Source organism: Hymenobacter jeongseonensis, assembly GCF_015694725.1.
GTDB classification, from domain to species: domain Bacteria; phylum Bacteroidota; class Bacteroidia; order Cytophagales; family Hymenobacteraceae; genus Hymenobacter; species Hymenobacter jeongseonensis.
The window spans coordinates 100,057-124,090 of sequence record NZ_JADQDQ010000001.1; the positions used below are offsets into that span (position 1 = coordinate 100,057).

Annotated in this window: 19 protein-coding genes; 16 read left to right on the top strand and 3 right to left on the bottom strand. The window is 59.5% G+C overall.

Annotated elements, in window-relative coordinates; all coding sequences use genetic code 11:
• Nucleotides 1-67: 67 nt before the first annotated feature.
• Nucleotides 68-484: a hypothetical protein gene (locus I2I05_RS00445; RefSeq protein WP_196280252.1), complete on the bottom strand. Its 417-nt coding sequence runs from the start codon at nt 482-484 to the stop codon at nt 68-70.
• A 200-nt stretch (nt 485-684) separates the two neighbouring features.
• On the opposite strand from I2I05_RS00445, the gene I2I05_RS00450 reads away from it, so the two are divergent.
• From I2I05_RS00450 to I2I05_RS00505, 12 genes are all read left to right on the top strand, one after another.
• Nucleotides 685-1,395, top strand: coding sequence for a LytR/AlgR family response regulator transcription factor (locus tag I2I05_RS00450; RefSeq protein ID WP_196280253.1), 711 nt, complete (start codon nt 685-687; stop codon nt 1,393-1,395).
• Nucleotides 1,396-1,460: 65 nt separating this feature from the next.
• Nucleotides 1,461-2,210, top strand: coding sequence for a hypothetical protein (locus I2I05_RS00455; protein WP_196280254.1), 750 nt, complete (start codon nt 1,461-1,463; stop codon nt 2,208-2,210).
• A 52-nt stretch (nt 2,211-2,262) separates the two neighbouring features.
• On the top strand, nt 2,263-5,025 hold the full coding sequence (locus I2I05_RS00460; RefSeq protein ID WP_196280255.1) for a TonB-dependent receptor: 2,763 nt from the start codon (nt 2,263-2,265) through the stop codon (nt 5,023-5,025).
• On the top strand, nt 5,026-6,207 hold the full coding sequence (locus I2I05_RS00465; RefSeq protein WP_196280256.1) for a DUF4249 domain-containing protein: 1,182 nt from the start codon (nt 5,026-5,028) through the stop codon (nt 6,205-6,207).
• A 3-nt stretch (nt 6,208-6,210) separates the two neighbouring features.
• The gene (locus I2I05_RS00470) at nt 6,211-8,673 is read left to right on the top strand and encodes a hypothetical protein (RefSeq protein WP_196280257.1); all 2,463 of its coding nucleotides are present in this window, start codon (nt 6,211-6,213) and stop codon (nt 8,671-8,673) included.
• A 121-nt stretch (nt 8,674-8,794) separates the two neighbouring features.
• A complete protein-coding gene (gene polA, locus I2I05_RS00475) occupies nt 8,795-11,686 on the top strand; it encodes a DNA polymerase I (protein ID WP_196280258.1) in 2,892 nt (963 codons plus the stop codon).
• 173 nt (nt 11,687-11,859) lie between these two features.
• Nucleotides 11,860-12,303 (top strand): DoxX family protein, encoded by a 444-nt coding sequence (locus I2I05_RS00480; protein ID WP_196280259.1) that lies wholly within the window; start codon nt 11,860-11,862, stop codon nt 12,301-12,303.
• Nucleotides 12,304-12,404: 101 nt separating this feature from the next.
• Nucleotides 12,405-13,088 (top strand): response regulator transcription factor, encoded by a 684-nt coding sequence (locus tag I2I05_RS00485; RefSeq protein WP_196280260.1) that lies wholly within the window; start codon nt 12,405-12,407, stop codon nt 13,086-13,088.
• Nucleotides 13,082-14,458, top strand: a complete 1,377-nt coding sequence (locus I2I05_RS00490; protein ID WP_196280261.1) for a HAMP domain-containing sensor histidine kinase — start codon at nt 13,082-13,084, stop codon at nt 14,456-14,458. The genes I2I05_RS00485 and I2I05_RS00490 overlap by 7 nt, the downstream gene beginning before the upstream one ends.
• A gap of 140 nt (nt 14,459-14,598) precedes the next feature.
• Nucleotides 14,599-14,847 carry a hypothetical protein gene (locus tag I2I05_RS00495; protein ID WP_196280262.1) on the top strand — a complete coding sequence of 83 codons (249 nt, stop codon included), beginning with the start codon at nt 14,599-14,601 and terminating at the stop codon, nt 14,845-14,847.
• Between the two features lie 74 nt (nt 14,848-14,921).
• Nucleotides 14,922-15,869 carry an SdiA-regulated domain-containing protein gene (locus tag I2I05_RS00500; protein WP_196280263.1) on the top strand — a complete coding sequence of 316 codons (948 nt, stop codon included), beginning with the start codon at nt 14,922-14,924 and terminating at the stop codon, nt 15,867-15,869.
• A gap of 196 nt (nt 15,870-16,065) precedes the next feature.
• On the top strand, nt 16,066-16,545 hold the full coding sequence (locus I2I05_RS00505) for a DinB family protein (RefSeq protein WP_196280264.1): 480 nt from the start codon (nt 16,066-16,068) through the stop codon (nt 16,543-16,545).
• Nucleotides 16,546-16,615: 70 nt separating this feature from the next.
• Here I2I05_RS00505 and I2I05_RS22090 read toward each other — a convergent pair whose 3' ends face one another.
• Nucleotides 16,616-16,738: a hypothetical protein gene (locus tag I2I05_RS22090; protein ID WP_262895128.1), complete on the bottom strand. Its 123-nt coding sequence runs from the start codon at nt 16,736-16,738 to the stop codon at nt 16,616-16,618.
• Nucleotides 16,739-16,833: 95 nt separating this feature from the next.
• Nucleotides 16,834-18,963, bottom strand: coding sequence for a sigma-54-dependent Fis family transcriptional regulator (locus I2I05_RS00510; protein ID WP_196280265.1), 2,130 nt, complete (start codon nt 18,961-18,963; stop codon nt 16,834-16,836).
• Nucleotides 18,964-19,195: 232 nt separating this feature from the next.
• Here I2I05_RS00510 and I2I05_RS00515 point away from each other — a divergent pair, with 232 nt between their 5' ends.
• The 4 genes from I2I05_RS00515 to I2I05_RS00530 all read left to right on the top strand — a co-directional run bounded on the left by I2I05_RS00515 (nt 19,196) and on the right by I2I05_RS00530 (nt 24,025).
• Nucleotides 19,196-20,530 (top strand): TolC family protein, encoded by a 1,335-nt coding sequence (locus I2I05_RS00515; protein ID WP_196280266.1) that lies wholly within the window; start codon nt 19,196-19,198, stop codon nt 20,528-20,530.
• A 140-nt stretch (nt 20,531-20,670) separates the two neighbouring features.
• Nucleotides 20,671-21,117 carry a universal stress protein gene (locus I2I05_RS00520; protein WP_196280267.1) on the top strand — a complete coding sequence of 149 codons (447 nt, stop codon included), beginning with the start codon at nt 20,671-20,673 and terminating at the stop codon, nt 21,115-21,117.
• A 77-nt stretch (nt 21,118-21,194) separates the two neighbouring features.
• Complete coding sequence (locus I2I05_RS00525; RefSeq protein ID WP_230688057.1) at nt 21,195-22,310, top strand: HlyD family secretion protein; 1,116 nt, start codon at nt 21,195-21,197, stop codon at nt 22,308-22,310.
• Between the two features lie 146 nt (nt 22,311-22,456).
• A complete protein-coding gene (locus tag I2I05_RS00530) occupies nt 22,457-24,025 on the top strand; it encodes a DHA2 family efflux MFS transporter permease subunit (RefSeq protein ID WP_196280268.1) in 1,569 nt (522 codons plus the stop codon).
• Nucleotides 24,026-24,034 lie beyond the last annotated feature (9 nt).

A 24,034-nucleotide genomic window follows, 5' to 3' on the forward strand; every position in this document is an offset into this window, starting at 1 on the left:
AGAGCGGGGCGTTGGCCGGAAGCACAGTGCTTCCGGCCAACGCCCCGCTCTTTATGTGACTACGGTGCTATCGGGAAGCGAGGCCCATGCCGTCGAGCGGCATAAGGGTACCAGCCAACTGCTCGCGGATGGCGACATAGGCATCCAGTTGGCTGGGAGCCAGCGTCCGGCCCAAGGCAAGCAAATACTGCTGCCGGGCCTGCGCAGCATCAGCGGGCGTGACTGCCAGCGCCAGGGCTTCGCATTCGGCTATGGTACAATCTTCTACGGCGTGCATTTGCGCGCTGGTGAGCACCAGGGCATCGGTTAGGTAACCGCTGATGCGGTGCGCTTCGCGGACTTGGACGGCAAAACTGGGCGTGGCTTTTTCGCCGCGGGCGTCGGCTGCGGCCACCGAAACGGCCCGGGGGCGGGGACGGGCCTGTCCTGTTGATGCACCCGAAATCATTACCATTGCCAGCAAGAGGAGACCTTTAGTAAACATCGCAAAAAAGCAGAAGGAGTAAAAGAAAGCAACACCTCAAAGCGAGGTGGTTGAGTGCTCAAAACTAGAGATTACTGTTGAGCGGCCTTTTTGGTGCCAAGCCGTTGGGCTTAATTGCCCAGCGAGTGGTTACTTTATGGCGGCGAATGGTTCTTCTCTTCTTTCGTCAATTGTGTTGCCCGCCTCTCCTTTCCTTTGCTATGTTGACATGCGCCATCATTGATGACGATGAAATCAATCGTCTGACGCTCGAACACTACATCGAGCTTTCCCCTAACCTGAAGCTGGAAGCGTCGTTAGCCGATGGCATTGCCGGGCTTACGTACTTCCGCGAAGGCAAGCAGGTCGACGTGCTTTTTCTTGACATTGAGATGCCCCACCTCAGCGGACTGGAGCTGCTGCGCGTGCTCACCGACCCGCCCGAAGTCATCATCACCACTTCGCGGCAGGACTTTGCCGTCGATGCGTTTGAGCTGCGCGTGACGGATTATTTGGTGAAGCCCTTCGATTTTGCCCGTTTCACGCAAGCGGTGCAGCGCGTGCAATCCCGGCAGAGCCCGGCGGTGACGCCGGCCGCAGCCGAGGGGCCGCTCAACACGGACCTATTTGTGAAGGTGAACAGCCGGATGGTGCGCATCAATTTCGATGAGGTGCTGTACGTGGAGGCCCTGTCGGACTACGTCAACATCGTGACCAACAAGCACAAATACATTGTTTACACGACCCTGAAGGCGCTGGAAACCCGCCTCAGCACTTTTCCGAACTTCATTCGGGTGCACCGCAGCTACTTGCTCAATACCCAGCACATCGAATCCATCGAGGACAACACGGCCAACTTACGGGAAGGCCACTTCGTGCCCATCGGCAAATCGTACCAGGACGCGTTTTACAAAAGCTTGCAGCGGATTTAAGCTGTTTGATTGGGTAAGCTTCCCCTTCGCCGCCGTCACTTCCGTCTCTACTGCATTTTGCAACCATGAAGATGCTTCGCATTACCGGTGGGCTCAGCTTGTGCCTGTTCGCGCTCAGTTTGCCCACTTGGGGCCAGCAGTCCTTGGGCGATGCCCGACTAGCGGCGTCCGTAGCGGCAGCTCAAAAACAGTACACCGACTCTTTTGCTGGGTCGCCCAAGTTATACAATGGCCCCGAATACGTGGACTATGCCAAGCGGTACCATGCTCAGATTGGTCATCAGTTCTTTTCGGCGCCAGACAGGCAGCCGGGCAGCGTTGAGTACAACAACCAGGTTTTTAATAATCTGCGGCTGAACTACGACGTGGTATTGGACCAAGTGGTGTTGCAGCACCCTACCAGCCCGCTGACCATGCGGCTCATCAACGAACAGATGCGGGCTTTCACCCTCAACGACCACCAATTTGTCCGCTTGGTGGCCGATAGCGCTTCGCGCAACGTCATTCGCACGGGTTACTACGAAGTCTTGGTTGATAGCCAAGTTCAGCTGCTGGCCAAACGAGCCAAGCGCCAACAAGAGCAAATCATCGACGGCAAAATCGATGTTGCGTATTTTGATATCGATGAATTATTTATCAAAAAGGGTGGCGTTTACCATCTTATCCGCAACAAGTCCTCGGTTGTGCGCCTGCTTGCCGACCGCAACAAGGAAATACAGCGGTACATTCAGGAGCACAAACTGAATTTTAACAAGAAGCAACGCGAAGCAGCCACCGTTGAACTGCTGCGCTATTACTCGAGCTTGCGTTCGTAATCGCGCTGGCGAGCAAGTATTTTATTCCGTTCCATTCTCTTTTCTGCGGTTCATGAAGCATGTTTACCCCGTGTTACTCATGTTGTTTTTCACGTTGCAGTGCTTTATCAGCACCGCGCAGCAGAGCGAAAAAGCAGTTAGTGGTAATTTCACGCAATTACCTTTTGAGCAGTTTGCCCGACAGTTGGAGTCACAGACGACCCTGCGGTTCTATTTTGAGCCCAGCGTCGTCGACAGCTTGTTTATAACACTGCAGGTGCAGAATCAACCGGTGCGCTCCGTACTGGAGCAGGTCCTGCAAAACACGCCGTTTCGGTTTGCCATCGACGATGAAAACCGGGTCTTTATCACATCGGGAGTCACTATTAATCCCAACCTGCCCGGTGAGTTTTACCAACCCAAGGCAGGCACTCCCCTGGCCCAGGCCGACGAGGCCGCGGCCACCGGGCCGGTGGCGCGCTCGCGCTACGTGACGGCGTCGGAATTCAAGGTGTACGAAATTGGAACAGCAAGCAACAGCACCCGAGCCACCCTGGCCGGGCACATCCGCGCGCAGAAATCGGGCGAACCCGTGATTGGGGCGTCCATCTACTCCGAAGCCACGAGCATTGGCGCGAGCACCGACCAGTTTGGCTACTTTTCGCTGACGCTGCCCACCGGCCGGCACGACCTCAAAATCAGGGGCGTCGGCATCAAGAACACCCGGCGCCAGGTGGTGCTGCTGGGGAACGGCAAGCTCGAGGTGGAAGTGGAGGAGGATATCGTGACCTTGAAAGAGGTGGTGATTGAGGCCGAAAAAGACAAGAACGTATCGGGCATGCAAATGGGCCTGGAAAAACTCGACATCAAGACCATGCGCCAAGTGCCCACGGCGTTTGGCGAAACTGACGTGTTGCGCGTGGTGATGACCTTGCCGGGCGTGAAAACGGTGGGCGAGGGCAGCACCGGTCTGAACGTGCGCGGCGGGGCCACCGACCAGAACCTAATTTTGTTCAACGACGCCACGATTTATAACCCGTCCCACTTGTTTGGCTTCTTTTCGGCCTTCAACCCTGACATCCTACAGGGTGTGGAGCTGTACAAAAGCGCCATTCCGGCCAAGTACGGCGGGCGCCTGTCGTCGGTGCTGGACATTACCACGCGAGAAGGCAACAAAAAGAAGTTTTCGGGTTCGGGCGGCATCGGTCCGCTTACCAGCCGCCTCACGCTGGAAGGGCCGCTGGCCAAAGACAAAAGCGCGTTCATTATCAGCGGACGGGCCAGCTACTCCGACTGGATTTTAAAGCAGCTGTCGGACAAAAATTTCAAGCAAAGCGCGGCGGGGTTTTACGATGTTACGGGCCACATCAGCCACGAGATAAACGACAAAAATTCGGTGTACGCGACGGGGTATTTCAGCACCGACCGGTTCCGTTTGGCCAGCGACACCACGTACCGCTACACCAACCAGGCAGCCAGCGTGAAGTGGCGCCACACGTTTAACAACCAACTCTATGGAGTGCTCACGGGCACCTACAGCCACTACGACTACAGCATTACCAGCATCAAAAACGAAACCACGGCGTCGGAGCTAGCCTACGCCATCAACCAAGGCGGCCTGAAAGCGGATTTTAGCTTTTTTCCGAACTCCCGGCACACCGTCGACTTTGGCGGTAGTTCGCAACTCTACCGCATTGCCCCGGGCAGCTTCATACCTCGCGGTGAAGCCTCGCTGATACGGCCCAACGTACTGCCCGAGGAGAAGGCTTTGGAAAGCGCCCTCTACCTCTCCGACCGGTTTGACATCACGCCGCGGTTTTCGCTTTCGGTGGGGCTGCGCTACTCGTTATTCCAAGCCCTGGGCCCGCGCGAGGTGTACGTGTACGCGCCGGGAGAGTCGCGCACGGAAGCGACGATTATCGACACAGTGCAGCACGCTTCTAATAAGGTGCTGGCCCAGTACCACGGCCCGGAATACCGCCTTTCGGCCCGCTATTCGCTCAACGACAACTCGTCGGTAAAGGCGAGCTACACCCGCACGCGCCAGTACATTCACCAGCTGACTAATACTGCCTCTGTTTCGCCAGCCGACGTCTGGAAGCTCAGCGACGGCAACATTCGCCCCCAAATTGGCGACCAGGTTTCGGTGGGGTATTACCGCAACTTCAAGGGCAATACCATCGAAGTATCGGTCGAGACTTACTACAAAACCCTGCGCGATTTTGTTGACTACAAAAGCGGCGCCACGCTGGTGCTCAACCGCCACATTGAAACCGACATCATCAACGCCCAAGGCCAAGCCTACGGCGTGGAGTTCTTTCTAAAGAAGCTCACGGGCAAGCTCAACGGCTGGGTGGGCTATACTTACTCCCGCTCGCTGGTGCAGGTGAATGCGGCCACCACGTCGGACATGATAAACGGCGGGCGTTATTATCCCACTAATTTCGACAAGCCCCACGACGTGACCATGGTGGGCAATTACCGGTTCAGCCGCCGCTTCAGCACCTCGCTCAACGCCACCTATAGCACGGGCCGACCCATTACCCTGCCGCTGGCCAAGTACTACGTGGCCAACTCGTTGCGGGTATATTATTCGGACCGCAATGCCTACCGAGTGCCTGACTACATGCGCCTCGATTTCGCTTTCAACATCGAAGGCGGCCACAAAGTGAAGAAGCTGGCCCACAGTTCTTGGACGCTGGGCATTTATAACGTAACCGGCCGCCGCAATCCGTATTCCATTTACTTCAAAGCGGTGAACGGGCAAATCAAGGGCTACCAACTGGCCGTTTTTGGTGCGCCGATTCCGAGTATAACCTACAATTTCAAGTTCTAAATGCGCACCTTTCCTCTATCCATTGGCCGGAGTCTAATATGGTGCTTGGCGCTGCTAATGGGCTGTACGGATTCGTATTTGCCCGAGGCGCTTGAATCTCCACCGAACTATTTGGTAGTGGACGGCTTCCTCAACGCGCAGGGTGTGACGACCGTCCGCCTTTCGCGTACCTACGCGGTGGACTCGAAGGCAGTGGCCCCAGCCGAACTCCGCGCCAACGCCTTTATTGAAGACGAAGCCGGAGCGCGCCTGGGGTTGCGCGAGGGCGTAGCTGGCGCGTATGTTTCGGCCCCGCTGGTGCTCGACCCGGCCAAAAAGTACCGCCTGCGCGTGCTGACCCAAGCCGGGCAGGACTATGCGTCCGAATTCGTACCCGTCAAGCTTACCCCGCCCATCGACGCGGTGGCTTGGCGCGCTACCCCGGAAGGTGTCGACGTGCTCGTCGACACGCACGACGACCAAAACGCCAGCCAGTATTATCGTTGGGACTATGAGGAGACCTGGGAAATTAATCCGCCTTACCGACCTAATGTGGAGTACGTTAACGGACAAATGCGGGACATCGTGGTGCCGTACCCGACCATTTGCTGGGGCAGTGCTCTTTCAACTGCTATACAAATTGACAAGACTACGGCTTTGAGCCAAGACGTGGTGTCGGGCTTTAGGGTGCGGCGGCTGGCACGCACCTCTGAGCGGCTGACCTCGCGCTACAGCGTCTTGGTCCAGCAGCACGCCTTGACCAAGGAGGAGTACGCCTACTGGGAGTTGCTGCGCAAAAACACTGAGAGCCTCGGCTCGCTCTTCGACCCCCAGCCCGCCCAGCTCACGGGCAACGTGCGATGCCTCTCCGCCCCCGACCAGCTTGCCCTGGGTTTTGTCAGCGCCCATTCCTGCACTGAGAAACGCCTTTTTATCGCTCGGCAAGAGCTGCCCCAGGAGTGGGATGTGCGCACTGGTTACGAGGGGTGCCTTCCGCCCGACACCGTTTACATCGACCGTCCCAATCCTCCTATCCCCAATCCAGTGGTTATTCTGTACGGCGCTTTCAACCCCTTGTCCGGTAACCTGCCCATTGAACCTGTTTATGGTCCAGGCCCCGTGCTACAGGGCTACACGGCCAAGTCCCGTGATTGCATTGACTGTCGCACCCGGGGGACGACCGTAAGGCCTACTTTCTGGTAGAATATGGCGTTCAAACCCTTCCAGCACCGCAAAAACTTCATGGCCAACTTCACACATCTGGCTTCACGGCACTTTTGCACCGGTTTGGGAACCGTGCTGCTATGCGGGTTGGCTGGCTTGGGCTCGGCTGCAGCACAGGCCGATGCAAGCACCGACATTGCCCGCAAGCTGGCGGAATACGAGCAACGGGGGCCGCACGAAAAGATATTCCTCCACCACGACCGGCCGGTGTACCTGAGCGGCGAGACCATGTGGTTCAAGCTCTACGCCGTGGAAGGAACGTACTGCAGCCCTCTGCGCCTGAGCAGCGTGGCCTACGTGGAAATAATCAACGCAGAGCAACAGCCCGTGCTGCAGGGCAAAATCGAGTTGAAAAACGCCACGGGACAGGGCTCTTTCCTGCTACCCACCTCCATGCCCGCGGGCCGCTACACGGTGCGGGCGTACACTAGCTGGATGCAAAACGCCGGGCCGGAGGCGTATTTCCACACGTCGGTCACGGTCATAAATACCCTCACGTCGTCGGGCGCGGGCACCAAGGATTCGTCTACGTACGACGCGCAGTTTTATCCCGAAGGCGGCAACCTCGTGCAGGGCCTGCCAGGCAAAGTAGCTTTCAAAGTGACCGACAAGGCCGGCAAGGGCATTGCCGCCACGGGTAAGGTCTTGAACCAGAGCGGCGCCGTGGTGGCCACTTTCCAGACTCAGCAGCTGGGCATGGGCACGTTCAATCTTACCCCAACGGTTGCCGGGCAAGGTGCTTACACCGCAGTTGTAACGCTGGGCAAAAACCAGGTGCTGCGTCGGCTACTGCCCCAGACCCAGGACCACGGTTACGTGCTACGTCTCGAGGATACCGGGGCCGACCAGCTCACCGTGAACGTTATAGCCACCACTATGAGTCCCGAAACAGTGTTTCTGCTGGCTCATTCGCGGCAGCACCCGGCGGTAGCCCTGCAGGCACAGCTCGTCAACGGCCAGGCGGCGTTTATAGTAAACAAAACGCAGTTGCTGGAGGGCGTGTCCCATTTCACCCTGTTCAACTCGGCCCGGCGCCCGCTGTGCGAACGGCTATACTTCCAGGCACCCAAACGCCAGTTGGCTATTACGGCACGCCCCAGCAAGGCCCAGTACGGTCTCCGCGATAAAGTGAGTGTGCAGGTAGGCACAGCCGACCAGCACACTCACTTTATCGCGGCCAACCTCTCGATGGCCGTGTACCGCCTCGATTCGCTGACCACCACCCAGGCCACGGCCATCGACCGCTACCTCTGGCTGAGCTCTGACCTGAAGGGTGCAGTGGAAAACCCCGATTACTATTTCACCGCGCCGGCGGCCGAAGCAGCCCTAGCCGTCGATAACCTGATGCTCACGCAAGGCTGGAGTCGGTTTCGCTGGGAAGAGGTGCTGACCGCGACGCCCAAGCCCTTCGAGCACCTGCCTGAGCCCAACGGGCTGGTAGTGCAAGGCCATGTTACCCGGGCCGGCACCAACGCGCCGGTCCAGGGCGTCATCACATACTTGTCCTCGCCGAGCCGCATCACGCACTTGAGCAACTCCGAAAGCACCGCCGATGGCCGGGTGAAATTTGAGATGCAACAGTTTGCCGGCACTCAAAACTTGGTCCTGCAAACCGCCCCGCAGCAGGACACAACCCTGCAGCTGACGGTGCTTTCTCCTTTTTCGAAGCAGTACGCCAGTGCGGTCGGCTCTGCGTTTGGCCTAACGGGGCGCTTTCAGCTCGACTACGCCAAGCGGCATCTGCAGGCGCAGGTCCAGCACGTGTTTGCGGGCCAGTACCGTAACCGCTTCGTGGCCCAGCCCGTCGATAGTCTGTCTTTTTTTGGCAAGCCCAACGAATCCTATCTGCTTGATAAATACACCCGCTTCAAAGTGCTGGAGGAAGTGCTGCGCGAATACGTGCCAGGCGTGCTGGTGCGCATCCGCAAGGACGGCTTTCACCTAGCCGTGACCGACCGGCTGAACAAGGAACTGTTTCAGAAAAATCCCATGGTGCTCCTGGACGGTGTGCCCGTATTTAACATGAACAAAATCATGGCGATGGACCCGCTGAAAATCCAAAAGCTGGAAGTTGTCGACGCCCGGTATTTCCACGGTGTGGCGGCTTATGAAGGCATTGTGAGCTTCACGACGTATAAGGGCAACCTCGAAGGGTTTCAGCTCGATGCACGGGCGCTGGTGCAGGAATACGAAGGGGTGCAACAACAGCGCGAGTTTTACGCCCCCCGCTACGAAACCGACCAAGAAAAGCAAAGTCGCTTGCCCGACCTGCGCAATCTGCTGTATTGGAATCCGGAACTGGCAACGTCCAGTGGCACTACCCGCCCGGTAGAGTTTTATACCGGTGACCAAGCCGGGCGATTTCTGGTTGTAGTTCAAGGCCTTGCCGCTAGTGGCCTTGCGGGCAGCAGCAGTTTTGTCTTGGAGGTGAAGCCGGCGCTGTAGCTTGCCGGGCTGAGCGCCCCCACTCGCGGCAGTGGCCCAAGGTGCCAATACCAGTAGCCGTAACAGTGGAACTGGCTATTTTGCTATACCCTTCTGTACTGGTCGCCCGTACCTTCGCACTATGCCTGAACAATCCGCCACCCCTCCCAAAAAACTCTTCCTCCTCGACGCTTTTGCTCTGATATACCGCTCGCACTTCGCGTTCAGCAAAAACCCGCGCATCAACTCCAAGGGCATGAACACGGGCGCCGTGCTCGGCTTCACCAACACGCTGGTGGAGGTGCTGCAAAAGGAAAAGCCCACCCACATCGGCGTGTGCTTCGATGGGCCGAAAAAGACCTTTCGCCACGAGCAGTTTGCTGCCTACAAGGCCCAGCGCCAGGCCATGCCCGAGGACATAGGCATCGCCATTCCTTACATCAAGAAAATCATTCAGGCCTTCCACATTCCGGTGCTGATGCTGGACGGCTTTGAGGCCGACGACGTCATCGGCACCCTGGCGCAGCGGGCTGAGGCCCAAGGCTTCGAGGTGTTTATGATGACGCCCGACAAGGACTACTGCCAGCTCGTGACCGAGCACATCAAAATCTACCGCCCGGCCTTCATGGGCAACGCGGCCGAAATCCTGGACGTGGCCCACGTGCTGGCCCGCTTCGAGATTGAGCGAGTGGAGCAGGTGATTGACATTCTGGGTTTGCAGGGCGACGCTTCCGACAACATTCCCGGCATTCCCGGCATCGGCGAGAAGACGGCCAAGACGCTGATTCAGAAGTACGGCTCGGTGGAAAACCTGCTGGCCCACGTGGACGAGCTCAAGGGCAAGCAGCAGGAAAACGTGCGCAACTTCGCCGAGCAGGGCCTGATGAGCAAGGAGCTGGCCACCATCCACGTGAACGTGCCCCTGCCCTTCGAGCCCGATGCGCTGGTGCTCGACGCGCCCGACGAAGCCAAGCTGCGCGAGTTGTTCGACGAGCTGGAGTTCCGGCAGCTGGCGGCCCGCGTGCTCGGCGGCAACGGTCCCGCCCGCACCCCGGCCAGCGTGGCCAAGCCCGGCAGCACCCCGGTGCGCCGCCCCAAACTAGTGGCCGGCGACCAAGCTTCGCTCTTCGGCAACCCGGGAGACGGGGCCATTGCCGTTGACGCGGAAGAAGGCGAAACCGGCCAGTACGGCGCCCCCAGCGGCCCGCGCAAGCGCTTGGAAGACGTGCCCTACCAATACCATTTGATTGACACGCCCGAGCTGCGCCAGATGCTGCTCGGCTTCCTGTTGCAGCAAACCGAAGTGAGCTTCGACACCGAAACCACCGGGCTCGATATTATGACGGCCCGGCTGGTGGGCATGAGCTTTTGCTGGCTGCCAGGCGAGGCGTATTATGTGCCCGTACCGGTGGAGGACCCGGAAGCGGTGCAAGCCATCGTGGATGAATTCTGCCCGTTTTTCGAGGCCGAGCACATTCTCAAAATCGGGCAGAATATTAAGTACGACCTCACCATTCTGCGGCACTACGGCGTGGAGGTGAGCGGGCAGCTGTTCGACACCATGCTGGCCCACTACCTCATCGAGCCCGACATGCGCCACAACATGGACGTGCTGGCCGAAACCTACCTGCACTACTCGCCGGTGTCGATTATCGACCTCATCGGCCCCAAAGGCAAGAAGCAGAAAACCATGGCCGACATCCCGCCCGCCGAGGTGAAGGACTACGCCTGCGAAGACGCCGACGTGACCCTGCAACTCAAGCATGTGTTTGAGCCCATGCTGCAGGACCTGGGTTTATTGGGCTTGCTCAACGACGTGGAAAACCCGCTGGTGCCGGTGCTGAGCAGCATCGAGTACGAGGGCGTGCGCATTGACTCCAACGCCATGAACGAGTACTCGGCCGAGCTGCAAGGCTACATTCAGGAGCTGGAAACGCAGATTTTCCGCGAAGCCGGGCAGGAGTTCAACATCGGCTCGCCGAAGCAGTTGGGCGAAGTGCTGTTTGACAAAATGCAGATTGGCGGCGGCAAAATCAAGAAAACCAAGACCGGCCAGTACGCCACCGGCGAGGAAATCCTGAGCTTGCTGGCCGCCGACAACCCCATCGTGGCCCTCATACTGGAGTACCGCCAGCTCACCAAGCTGCGCTCGACCTACGTGGAGGCGCTGCCTCAGCTGGTGTGCGTGGCCGATGGCCGCGTGCACACCAACTTCAACCAGGCCGTGACCGCCACCGGCCGCCTGAGTAGCACCAACCCCAACCTGCAGAACATCCCCATCCGCACGGAAAAGGGCCGGGAAATTCGCAAGGCCTTCGTGCCGCGCGACGAAAACCACGTGCTGCTCGCGGCCGACTACTCGCAGGTGGAATTGCGCATCATGGCCGACTTCTCGGGCGATAAAACCATGATTGAGGCCTTCCGCCAGGGCCTCGACGTGCACGCCAGCACCGCTAGCAAAGTCTTCAAAGTGCCCATCGAAGAAGTAGATAGCGAGATGCGCCGCAAAGCCAAAACGGTCAACTTCGGCATCATCTACGGCATTTCGGCCTTCGGTTTGGCCCAGCGCATCGGCATCAGCCGCAAGGAAGCCACGGACATCATCGAGACCTATTTCCAGGAATTCCCGTCGGTGAAGCAGTTCATGGACGAGAGCATCAACCGGGCCCGGGAGCTGGAATACGCCGAAACGCTGCTCAAGCGCCGCCGCTACCTGCGCGACATCAACTCGCGCAACGCCACGCTGCGCGGCTACACCGAGCGCAACGCCATCAACGCCCCCATCCAGGGTACGGCCGCCGACATCATCAAGATGGCCATGATTAACATCTACCACTGGCTGCGCGAGGAGAAGCTCCAGACCCGCATGATACTGCAGGTGCACGACGAATTGGTGTTCGACGCGGTGAAAGAGGAAGTGGCCTACATCACCCCCAAAATCAAGGAGCTGATGACCACGGCCCTGCTACTGCCCCGCGGTGTGCCCCTGGAAGTGGAAGTAGGCACCGGCGACAACTGGCTGCAGGCCCACTAAACTGCTTTTGAAGTCGGAAACGCGAAGTAGCGTGGTCGTACCCGGAGGGACTCTGCGAGTCCGCGCATTGCAGGAGTCGTCTGCCCACACGCGGACTCGCAGAGTCCACGCTACTTACACTCTGGCGGCGGCCTTCCGTATAGACAAGCTTTCGACTAACCCTTCGGTAAGCTATGGCACCCCAAACGCACACCACAACCTTACAGAACGTCGCCCGTGGCATTTTGGGCACCTTTATGATAGTGGCCGGCACGGGGCACCTCACCTTTCAGCGGCAGGAATTTCAGGCGCAGGTGCCTGATTTTGTGCCTTTCGACAAAGACACCGTCGTGTTGCAATCGGGCGTAGTGGAAATTGGGCTGGGCTTGGCCTTGCTCTTGTTGAAGGGCCGGAACCGGGTGCGCATGGGCGTGGGTTTGGCCGCCTTCTATGCGCTGGTATTTCCCGGCAACGTGCACCAGTACACCCACCACATTTCTGCCTTTGGCCTTGATACCGACGCCAAGCGGCTGGGGCGGTTATTTTTCCAGCCCGTACTGATGGGTTGGGCGCTGTGGTCTACCGGCGCATTAACGGCTTTGCGGGCGCGGCCGCAACAGTTCCAAGAAAACACATAGGCCCACTCACCGCAGCGCCTGCTCGCTCGCCTTGTACAAACCAGCGTCCACGGCAACCGAGCGACTGGGTTGGGGTTGAAAGGATACTTTACGATGGTCGCATGAAACTACTCCTGGTCGAAGACGAGCCCAAGCTGGCGTCGTTCATCCAAAAAGGCTTTCTCAGCGAGGGCTACGAATTGGACGTGGCTTTTGATGGGCAACTGGGGCTTTCTATGTTCCGCCAGCAGGCCTACGACCTGATTATTCTCGACGTCAACCTGCCGGTCCTCAACGGGTTTGCACTTTGTGCCCTCATCCGGGCCGACAACCCCCACGTGCCCGTGCTGTTTCTGACGGCCTTCGACAGCATTGAAGACAAAGTGCAGGGCTTTGAGGCCGGCGCCGATGATTACCTCGTCAAGCCCTTCAAATTCCAGGAGCTGCTACTGCGGGCCCGGGCGCTCACCAAGCGCAACGCCGACGCCTCGGCCGTGAAGCGCACCCTGCGGGTGGCCGACCTGGAACTGAACCTGGAAAGCAAAACCGTGACCCGCGCCGGGCAGCGCATCGACCTCACGGCCAAAGAATACTCCTTGCTGGAGTACCTGCTGTTGAACCGCGGCAAAATCATTTCGCGGGTCGACATCACCGAAAAAGTGTGGGAGCTGGACTTCGACACCAATACCAACATCATCGACGTGTACATCAGCCACCTGCGCCGCAAGCTCGACAAGGGCCACACGCCCAAGCTGATACACACGGTAGTGGGCATGGGCTACATGCTGCGGGAGGACCCATGTTGATTCGGCACAAGCTCATCTTGCGCTTTCTGGGGCTGGTGTTCGCTATTCAGCTCTGCCTCACGGCGTTTATCTACTTCTACAGCGCCCGGGCCCGCGAGCTGCGTTTCTACCACCGGCTCGAAGGCAAGGCCGTGCAAACGGCCATCCTGCTCATCCGGCGCCTGAACCTGGACGAGGACCTGCTCAGCACCTTTCGCAAAAAGGACCTGCTGACCATGCACAATGAGCGCATCAGCATCTACGACGAGCAGCGCCGGCTGCTGTTTCACCTGGCTCAGGAAAAGAAGCAGGCCACGCCGTCGGCTCGCGACGCGGAGTATTTCGACCGCATCACCCGCAAAGAACCGGCCCGCTTTAAAGAAGGCGATATTGAAACGCTGGGCATTCTGTACCGACACAAGGGACGGTCGTATTTCGTGTTTGTGAGCGGGCGCGACCAGTTTGGGGGTAAGGAATTTGAGACGCTCCGGTCCATTTTGCTGGGCGGCAACCTGGGCGCGCTGGTGCTCATCATTGCCGCGGCCTGGTACTTTGCCGACCGCTCGCTGCGGCCGCTTTCCCGCATGGTGGCCGAGGTGCGGAGCATCAGCGCCTCCAGCCTGCGCCAGCGGGTGAACGAGGGCAACGGCGTGGACGAAATTGCCCAGCTCGCGCGCACTTTCAACCAGATGCTCAGCGGGCTAGAACAAGCTTTTGAAGCGCAGAAAAGCTTTCTTTCGCACGCCTCGCACGAGCTGCGCACCCCGCTGGCCAACGTGCTGGGCACCCTAGAAACCGCAGCCGCCTACGACCGCGACCTGCCCGCCGCCCGGCACAGCATGGAATCGGCGGTGGAAGAAATTCAAAAAGTCATCGACCTGACCAACGGCCTGCTGGCCCTGGCCATGGCCGACGACACCTCGTTTCGGCGGGCCATCGTGCCGCTCGATGACGTGCTGCTGCAAGCCGTGGATGCCTGCGCCGTTCGGCACCCGGGCCGGGCCATGCAAGTAGACTTTGGCAGCTGGCCCGAATCCGTGGAAGCGCCGTTTCAGGTGCGGGGCAATGCGCAACTACTGCACACGGCCGTGCTCAACTTGCTGGATAACGCGTGCAAGTATTCCCAGCAGGCCGTTTCGGTTACTTTAGGTTACGAAACGCCCCAGTGGTTGCTGCTCACCGTGGCCGATACCGGGCCGGGCCTTTCCCCAGAGGAGGCCGCCCGCGTGCTGGAACCGCTTTACCGGGCCGCCAATGCCCGCAACCAGCCCGGCTATGGCCTGGGCTTGGCCGTCACCCACAAGATTGTGCAAGCGCACGGGGGCGAACTGCGCATTCATTCTGCCTTAGGGCAAGGAACGCAGGTAACGGTGCGCCTGCCAGCTTTATAGCGGCGCCGAGTGGGACATTGGGCCAGGGGCCGTTAATACTCTTTTAATGTCGTAGTCAGGCCGTCTTAATGTCGGGGTGGGTCCTTTGTGGTCAATCAACGGACCACTGGATGCAACTGGCTGCCCGCTCAACTTTCCAATTGCTGACCTGGGTCCTGGCCGGAGCGCTGCTGCTCTCGGTCGGGGCCAATCTGTATTGGCTAACCCCACCGTACCGTTCCGAGCGGCCCGACGTGGCTGCGCTGCGCACCGCTTGGGATGACGATGACGAAGAAGAGGACGATGCTTCCTGGGCTGCACTCACCGAAGAGCTGCGCCAAGCGCGCCAACAACTGGCGGAATGCCAGGCGCGGCCTCCCTTCGCTGAAGGTGTTACAACCCGTCGCTGACGAGTAAATACCCCTTTTCCACTACCACTTTAATTTCTCTCCCGAGGCTTTTCCTCCACTTTTCAATCTCTCTAATGAATCCTGTTCTGCTGATTTCTTTGCTGCTGTTGCCCAACATGTGCAGTACCTCCGCGGCTCCCTCGCTCGCCGCCAGTCCCGTTACTGCCGGTGCCCCGCCAGTCTCGTCTACTACCCGACCGGCCTTTGGGGTGATGAGCTACAACTTGAGCCAGCCGGCCGCCACCTACGTCATGCCCTCAGAGCTAGCCGAGCTTTCCGGCATCGCGCTCGACGGCCCGAACGGCATCACCGGCGTGGAGGATGAAACTGGCAATTTGTACCACTACAGCCTGACCTCGCGCAAGCTGGAGCGCACGGTGAAATTCGCTGGCAACGGAGACTTTGAGGACCTGGCCGGCGTGGGCAACGACTGGTTTATTCTGCGCAGCGACGGCACGCTGTTTCAGTACAATGGCACCACCACGCAGGAATTCGAAACGGGCCTCACGTTTGCCAACGAGCCCGAAGGCCTGGCCTATGATGCCGCCACTAAAACGCTGCTAGTGGCCTGCAAGGGCGACGCCGGCGCCAACCTGCCGGCCACCAAACGCGCTGTGTACCGCCTGCAGCGGGGCACCTACCGGGCCGAAACCAAACCAGCTTTCGTGCTCGACATCGCCGCCATTGGCACCGCGCTGCCAACTGAGGTACCAGAGACCAAACAGTCGGGTAAAAAGGCCGGGAAGAAAGGCTCAACAAAGGCTTCTTCGCGCGGGTTTGCCCCGTCGGCCGTGGCCGTGCACCCGCGCACCAGCCACGTATTTGTGCTCTCGGCTCGGCAAAACACCTTGGTTGAACTCAGCCCTACCGGGGAGCTAATCGCCGCGCAATCCTTGCCCACGGACTTGTTTCCGCAGCCCGAAGGCCTGGCCTTCGCGCCCGATGGAAGCATGTACATCGCCACAGAAGCGGGCAAAAAGTCCGGCCAGGCTTCGATTTACTTGTTTCGGACTGCACGTTAACACCGCGCTGCCTTCTCGTCCCCTGTGCTCGCTTCCTTAATTTTCACCACCATTAAGCCAGCGCACCCTAAACCATAAATAGAACGATTCTAGAAACGCGTAGCGTAATTTCATTTCCCGAGCTGCTTGGAAGGGCATGTTATGCGCTGAAACCAGCAAGTACAGCTTCCCGAAAACCACCGAACCATAATTCCCCGTGGATAAAGCCACCAAACAAGGCATCGTAGCCGAGCTTATCAGCCTGCTCACCCAGGGTAATGCCCACGTCACCTTCGAGGAGGCTTGCGCCGACCTGACGCCCGAAATCTGGAACCAACACGTGCCGCATGCGCCCTACAGCATTTGGCAATTAGCCGAGCACATTCGCATCGCGCAGTGGGATATTGTAGAGTTTTCGCTGGGCGAAAAGCACGAATCACCGGATTGGCCAGCCGGCTACTGGCCCGCCCGCGATGCTACCGCCGACAAACAGCAATGGCAAGGCACGCTAGCCCAAATTCAGGCCGACCGCCAGCGGTTCATCGACTTGCTGCACGATGAGAAAACCAACTTGCTGGCCCCCATACCGCATGGCACCGGCCAAACTATTTTGCGCGAGGCCATGCTCATCGCCGACCACACGGCTTATCACACCGGCGAAATCATTCTGGTGCGCCGCCTGCTGAGCAATTGGTAATGAGCCTCCTATAACGCAAAAGCGCCCGACACGTCAGACGTGCCGGGCGCTTTTTGCTTCTTAAAGAAAATTACTTCTTCTGCGTCTTAATGGTCTTGCCCGAGACTTTATCCTTCACCTCTACTTCGTTCTTTTTCTCGTCACGCTTGGTGGCAGGGTCGGTGTGCTTCGGGGTGGTGGTCGTATTGGCCATGGTTGTGGGTTGTTTTATGGAAAGTAGCCTAGTGTACGGCTGGCTTTCCTCGGCGGCCATTTTTACGGTTATTTCTTGGCGTAGACCGCCCCGAGCTACTCCACGCCCACCGTGCGCCGGATGCCCAGCTTTTTCATCCGGGCCTCCAGTGTTTTTGGGTTAATGTCGAGCAATAGAGCGGCGCCCTGCGCGCCGCTTACCCGGCCACCGGTGCGCTGCAACGCCGCCAGAATGTGGTCGCGCTCCTGCTCCTTCAGCGTTTTGAGGGGCGCAAAATTGCTGGCTGCCCCCGCTGGCAATGCCAGTACCAGGGGCGCAGCAGCAAATCCTGCAAACTCTAAAAAGGGGCCCTGGCTCACAATAATAGCTTGCTCCAGCACGTGCTCTAGCTCGCGGATATTACCCGGCCAGCCATAGGCCTGCAACGCGGCCAAATCAGCCGGACGAACTTGCCGAATGGGTTTGCCAAGGCGCTTGCTCAGGCGCTGCACGAAGTGGCGCAGCAGCGGCTCAATATCTTCGCGGCGCTCGCGGAGCGGGGCCAGCGCGATGGGAAAGACGTTGAGGCGGTAGTACAAGTCGGCCCGGAAGCGGCCGGCAGCTACTTCGTCGGCCAGCACGCGGTTGGTAGCGGCGATGACGCGAGCATCGGAATGCAGGACTTTGGTGCCGCCCAAGCGTTCAAACTCTCGCTCCTGCAACACGCGCAGCAGCTTGGCTTGCAGGTCGAGCGGCAGCTCCCCGATTTCGTCGAGGAAAATGCTGCCCCCGTTGGCCAGCTCAAACTTGCCAATGCGCCGCTCCACGGCGCCGGTAAACGCGCCTTTTTCGTGCCCGAACAGTTCGCTTTCGATGAGCTGGGCGGGCAAGGCCGCACAGTTGAGCTTGATGAGGGCTCGGTTGTGGCGGGGCGAGGCGTTGTGCAACTCGCGGGCCACCAATTCCTTGCCGGTGCCGGTTTCGCCCGAAATCAGTACGGTGGTGTCAGTAGAGGCCACTTGGCGGATGCGGAGCAAGGTTTGCTGCAAGGCGGGCCCGCTGCCGATGAATGCTCCCGAATCGGCCCCAAAGCGCGCCGAGGTGTTGATTTCGTCCACCAAATAGGTGCGCTCCTGCTCTACCTGGGCCCGTAGCTCCTCGATTTGCTCGAAGGCAAAGAGGTTTTCCAACGCCAGGGCAATTTGCGGCACCAAGGCCACCACCGTGGCCAGGTCCTCGTTCCGAAAGGCATCGGGCCGGGCGGCGGACAGGGTAAGCACGGCCGCACCATCGGGGCGCTGCCAAATGGGCGCCACCAGCACCGCCCGCGTCCCGTAATGCTCGTAGATGTAGCGCAAGCGCGGGTAGCGCACGGCCAACTCTTTGAATTCGGCGCCGGAATAAATGGCCGGTTCGTGCAGCAGTTCGCTGTTTTGCTGGTAGATGCCGGCGGGGTCGCTGAGGCGCTGGTCCTGGTCGCGCTCGGGGTCCAAGGCTACCAGCGGGGCTTCAGGCGTATCGCGCAGGAATTCCGCAAAGGCTTGAAAAATATTCGCTTGCTGCCCCGCTCGTTGCACCCGAATACCGAAATAGGCAAACGGTACCAGGCGCCCCAGCTCCTCGGCCACAGCCCGAAACAGCGGTTCGCGCTGCTTGATGCTGAGCAAAGCGTTGTTGATGTTGAGCTGCAGGGTACGCTCCTGCTCGCGGCGCGCCACTTCCTCGAAGGCGAGGGTGTTGGCCACAGCTACGGCGACCAGCGACCCGATTTTTTCCAGCAGCTTTTCGTCGGCGGGGGTGAGATTGGGACGGCGGCGCGAGGCCAGCGTGAGAAAGCCGGTGAGGTGGCCCGCCGTGCGCAAGGGCACGACCGTGAGCTGCGAAACGCCTAAGTGCAGCATGCGCAGGAAGGGCTCATAGGCCGGGTAGTCGCCCATATAGTCCTGGAGCGTGATTTGACGCACGCGGGGGTCGGCCACGAGTTTTTCGACGGGCGAACCGGCGATGGGCGTGAAATAGTCCACTGTGGCGGGCAACTCCGACACAATTTCTTCGGCGCCGTAGTAGTCGCGCAGGAAAAGCCGCTTGTTCTTCAATTCGGCATCAAACACGTTGATACCGATGAGGTCGAACGGAAAAATGAGGCGGAGCTTGGTGGTAACTATTTTAAACAGCGAGTCCTTGTCGCGGGTCGTTGCAATGGCTTCGTTTAAATGCAGCAGCAGGGTATCGTCTTGTTCGGGCATAAAGCTAGCGGCCTGTTGAAAAGGCTTTTCCTTAAATAACAGGAAATAATTTTGGGGAATCCCTGCTATTTAAGGAAAACAGATTTTTGCAGCGTTGGTTTACAACAGCGCTAAAATTATAAATATCGTTGATAACCAACTTAATGGATTGGGATTAATTGGATTTATTCAGCTGAACACTCCTTGGCACAAGTTTCGGTAGGCTCCGGCAGATTCAAACCTGCTTTTGCTTATGTTTTCTCGTTTTTCACCATTGGCCGTTGTGGCTGTTGCGCTGGCGCTGGTTAGTGCTGGTTCGGCCTCGGCACAGACGGCTGCTGGCATCGATATTATCAGCGATTCGCTGACCCTGGATGGCACGTTGCGCTCGGTGCTCGATGCCAACCCGGCGGTGACCTCGCTCGATGAGCTGGCCAATGCCGCCAACGGCCGGCTGGCCCAAACGCGCACCGGTTTCCTGCCCCAAATCACCGGCACGGCCACTTACACCCGCATCGACCCGGTGGTGCAGCTGCCGTTTGGCGGCGAAATCCTGCAACTGGCCCCCAACAACAATTACGACGCCCACATCACGGCGCAGTACCTGCTGCTGGACTTTGGCAAGAGCGACGCCCAGGTAAAGCTGGCCGAATCGCAGGTGCAAACCGCCCGCGACAACGTGAACGTGACCAAGCGCGACTTGGCCTTCAACGCGGCGCAGGTGTACTACAACATCCTGTTCATGCGCGAAAGCATCAAGGTGCAGGACGCCCAGATTGCCTCCCTCCGTGCCCACCGCAACGAGATGGAGAAGCGGGTGCAGGGCGGCGTGAGCACGCGCTTCGACGTGACGACTACCAACGTGCGCATTACGCAAGCTCAAAACACCCGGATTGACCTGCAAAACCAGCTCCGCAACCAGCAGGTGCAACTGGCCCGCTTGCTGCACAAGCCGTCGCAGGCCGACGTTCCGGTGAAGGGCCAATTGACCTTTCAGCCCCAAACCGTGGACGTGAACGCCGAACTGGCCCGGGCCTACGACAGCCGCCCCGAAATCAAGCTGGCCCGCGACGCCGAGACTTCCGCCACGCTCCAGCAGCGCCTTGTGGAACGCAGCAACATGCCCAGCCTGGGCGTGGGCGCGCAAGTGGGTGCCAAAAACGGCTATCTGCCCGACCTCAACCAAATTCGCCCGAACACGGTGGGCGTGGTGCAGCTGTCGGTGCCGATTTACGACGGCAACAAGAACAAGAACCAGCGCGTGGAGGCCCTCGCCAACTCCCGCAGCGCCGTGGCTCGCACCCAGGACCTGCAGGAACAAATCCGGGCCGATGTGCGCCAGGCCGTCAACAACATGGAGTTCAGCCAGGCCCGCTACACCAACGCCGAGCAGCAAATTGCCCAGGCCACCGACGCCCTCACCCGCGCCCGGGCCCGCTACCGCTACGACGTGGGCACTAACCTCGACGTGCTAGACGCCGAAACCCAACTGGCGCAGGCCCGCTTGTCGCGCGCCCAGGCCGTCTATAATTATACCCTCGGCCAGTACCAGCTCAAGCGCGCCACCGGCGAGCAGATTTGGAAGTAGCCGACTAGAACAATAAAGTAGGCCGTCATGCAGAGCGCAGCGAAGCATCTTGCGTGCCACCACTAATTACTTACTGCACGCGAGATGCTTCGCTGTGCTCTGCATGACGACCTGTTGTACAACTGCTTTTCCTCAAACAAATGACCCTTTCCACCATCCTTTGCCCGCTCGATTTCTCGGCCGCATCGTCGGGGCTGGTGGCGTATGCGGCGGCGCTGGCCGTAGCAACCGGGGCCGAACTGCGCCTGCTGCACGTGTGCGAACCGCAGGAAACTCCGGTTGGTGAGCCCTCGGCGGCCCGTCCGGCATCTTGTGCTCAGCGACTGCAGGACCTGCGCGCCGTGGCCGAGCAAGCCGGCACGAAGCGGGTGCAAACCGGCATCGTGCAAGGCGAAGCCGCGGCCGAAATAGTGGCCGAAGCCAGCCGCCAGCGGGCCGACCTCATTGTGATTGGGGCGCACGGCTGCACGGGCATCACCCGCTTCCTGATGGGCAGCACCGCCGAGATTGTGCTGCGCACTGCGGCTTGCGCCACCCTGCTGGTGCGGGCGCCCCTCCAACCAGAAACCACCGAAAAGCCGAGCTAAAGGCCGCTTGGCCTTTTTCCTTCTCGTTTCTGCTTTTCCTTTTCCTCAAAAAACCCCGACACCTGTACCTTACCAAGATGGCCCAGCCTCAACACTCTCCCGCCGTACACCACGCCCCAGCTCCTTATCCCAACGCGGCCTTGCCGGAGACGGAAACGATTATGGAGGAGCCCAAGCGGCGCAACCCGCTCATGTTCATTATTCTGGCCGTGGTGCTGCTGGCGGGCGGTTTCTACGGCTGGACGCGCTACCAGTTTGCCCAAGCTCACGAAAGCACCGATAATGCGGTAGTGGAGGGCGACGTGTTTCCGGTGCTGCCCCGCGTGGGCGGGCCGGTGCTCGAGGTGAAGGTGGAAGACAACCAGCCCGTGAAAAAGGGCGACGTTCTCGCCACCCTCGACCCCTCCGACTACCAGCAGCGCGTGAACGCCGCCGAGGCCGCCTTGGCCGCCGCCCAAGCCCAGGTAACCGCCGCCCGCGCCGCCGTGGGCACCACCCAGGCCAACGTGCGCACCGCCCAGTCCACCATCGGCGTGAGCGAAGCCAATCAGGCCAAGCTGCGCAAAGACCTCAAGCGCAGCACGTTTCTGCGCGAGCAGGACATCATTCCGCAGAGTGAGTACGATGCCGTGCAGGCCAACCTGCGCGCCACCAACGCCCAGCGCGCCACCGCTACTGACCAAGTGGGCGTGGCCCGCCAGCAAGTGGCCGCCTCGCAGCAGCAAGTAGCCGTGGCCCAGGCCGTGGTGAAGCAGCGCCAGGCCGACCTCGACAACGCCCGCCTGCAGCTCAGCTACACCACGCTGGTGGCGCCCGCCAACGGCATTGTGAGCAAGAAAAACGTGCAGCCCGGCCAGGTGGTAATGCCCGGCCAGCAGCTCATGGGCCTGGTGGGCAGCGAGAAAACCTGGATTATCGCCAACTTCAAGGAGACGCAGCTGGAAGACATGAAAGTGGGCCAGCCCGTGAAACTGGAAGTGGACGCGTATCCCAATCAGGAATTCCAAGGCCACATCGAGTCGCTCTCCGCCGCTACCGGCGCCCGCTTCGCCCTGCTGCCTCCCGACAACGCCAGCGGCAACTTCGTGAAAGTGACCCAGCGCGTCCCCGTGAAAATTGCTCTCGACAAAGTGGACCCGCAGCACCCGCTACGCGCCGGCATGAGCGTGAACGCCATTGTGGAGTTGAAGTAAAACCACGCAAGCCTTAAAAAAACGGTCATGCTGAGCGCAGTCGAAGCATCTCTACTGCAGTGGTAATCAATACTGCCACAACGAAGCGGTAGAGATGCTTCGACTGCGCTCAACATGACGGCCTTGTGACTCATAATTAAGCTATAATGGAAACCGGATTTACCAAGTGGATTATCGTCATCACGGTGGTCCTCTGTTGCTTGCTGGAGCTCATCGACACCAGCATTGTGAACGTGGCCCTGACCCAGATGATGGGCAACCTCTCGGCCACGCAGCAGGAAGTAACCTGGGTGATAGCCTCCTACGGTATCGCCAACGTCATTATCATCCCGATGACCGGCTTTTTGGCCGAGCAGTTTGGGCGACGCAACTACTACTTCGCGTCGGTGCTGATTTTCACCATCGCCTCCATTGCCTGTGGCCAGAGCACCAACATTTGGGAGCTGGTGGCCTTCCGCTTCATTCAGGGCATTGGCGGGGGCGCGCTCATGGCTACCTCGCAGTCGATTCTGATTGACACGTTCCCGCCCAAGCAGCTGCCGCTGGGCCAGGCCTTGTTTGGCATGGGCGTGATTATCGGGCCCACCATCGGCCCCACGCTGGGCGGCTACATCGTGGACAACTACGACTGGCCCTGGATTTTTTACGTGAACGTGCCGGTGGGCATCATGGCCGCGATATTCACCTTGCTGTTCATTCGCGACCCCGAACGCATCAAGAATGCCATTCCGCGGCCCCTGCGCGAGATTGACTGGCTGGGCATTGGCTTGCTGATTATGGGCGTGGGCTCGCTGCAGCTGGTACTGGAGCAGGGCGAAAGCGAGGACTGGTTCGAAAGCACCTACATCAACACCTTCACCGTGCTGGCGGCCATTGGCCTGGTTGGCTTTGTGTGGCGCGAGCTCACGGCCCGGCAGCCCATCGTGGATTTGCGGGTGCTCGGCAAGAGCCGCAATCTGGCTGTGGGCGCGGTGCTGTCGTTTGTGCTAGGTTTTGGCATGTTTGCCTCGGTGTTCATCTTCCCGATTTTCACACAGCGAATTCTCGGCTTCAGTGCGGCCCAAACGGGCTACATCTTGCTGCCCGGCGCACTGGCCTCGGGCCTGATGATGCCCGTCATCGGTAAAATGCTGCAAGCCGGCGTGCCCCAGAAGTACATGATTCCGGTCGGCTTCTTCATCTTCTTCGTCTTTACGTTTTGGATGGCCCAAATCATTTCGCCCACCGCCGGCGAAGACGACTTCTTCTGGCCCCTGATGGTGCGCGGCTTGGGCATGGGCCTGATTTTCCTGCCCATCACCACCATGAGCCTGGCCGGCCTCTCGGGCAAAGACGCGGGCCAGGCGGCCGGCCTCACCGGCATGATTCGGCAGCTCGGCGGCTCGTTTGGGGTGGCCATTGTGGGCACGTACCTGGAGCGCAGCATCGCCCAGAACCGCATCAGCCCGCTGGCCCACATCTCGCTCTACGATTCCAACACCGTGGAGCGCATACAGGCGTTCACCCAGAACTTTTTGTCGCGCGGCTTCTCGCTGGAGCAGGCCCGCCAGCAGGCCTACGCCGCGCTGGAAGGCATTCTGATGAAGCAAGTATCCATCATCACCTACTCGCAGGTGTTCACGATGATTGGGCTATTCTTCGTGGTCTGCCTGCCGCTGGTGCTGCTCATCAAGCGCGTAAAGGTTATCGGCAAGATTAGCCTGGACGCCCACTAGACAACGTCC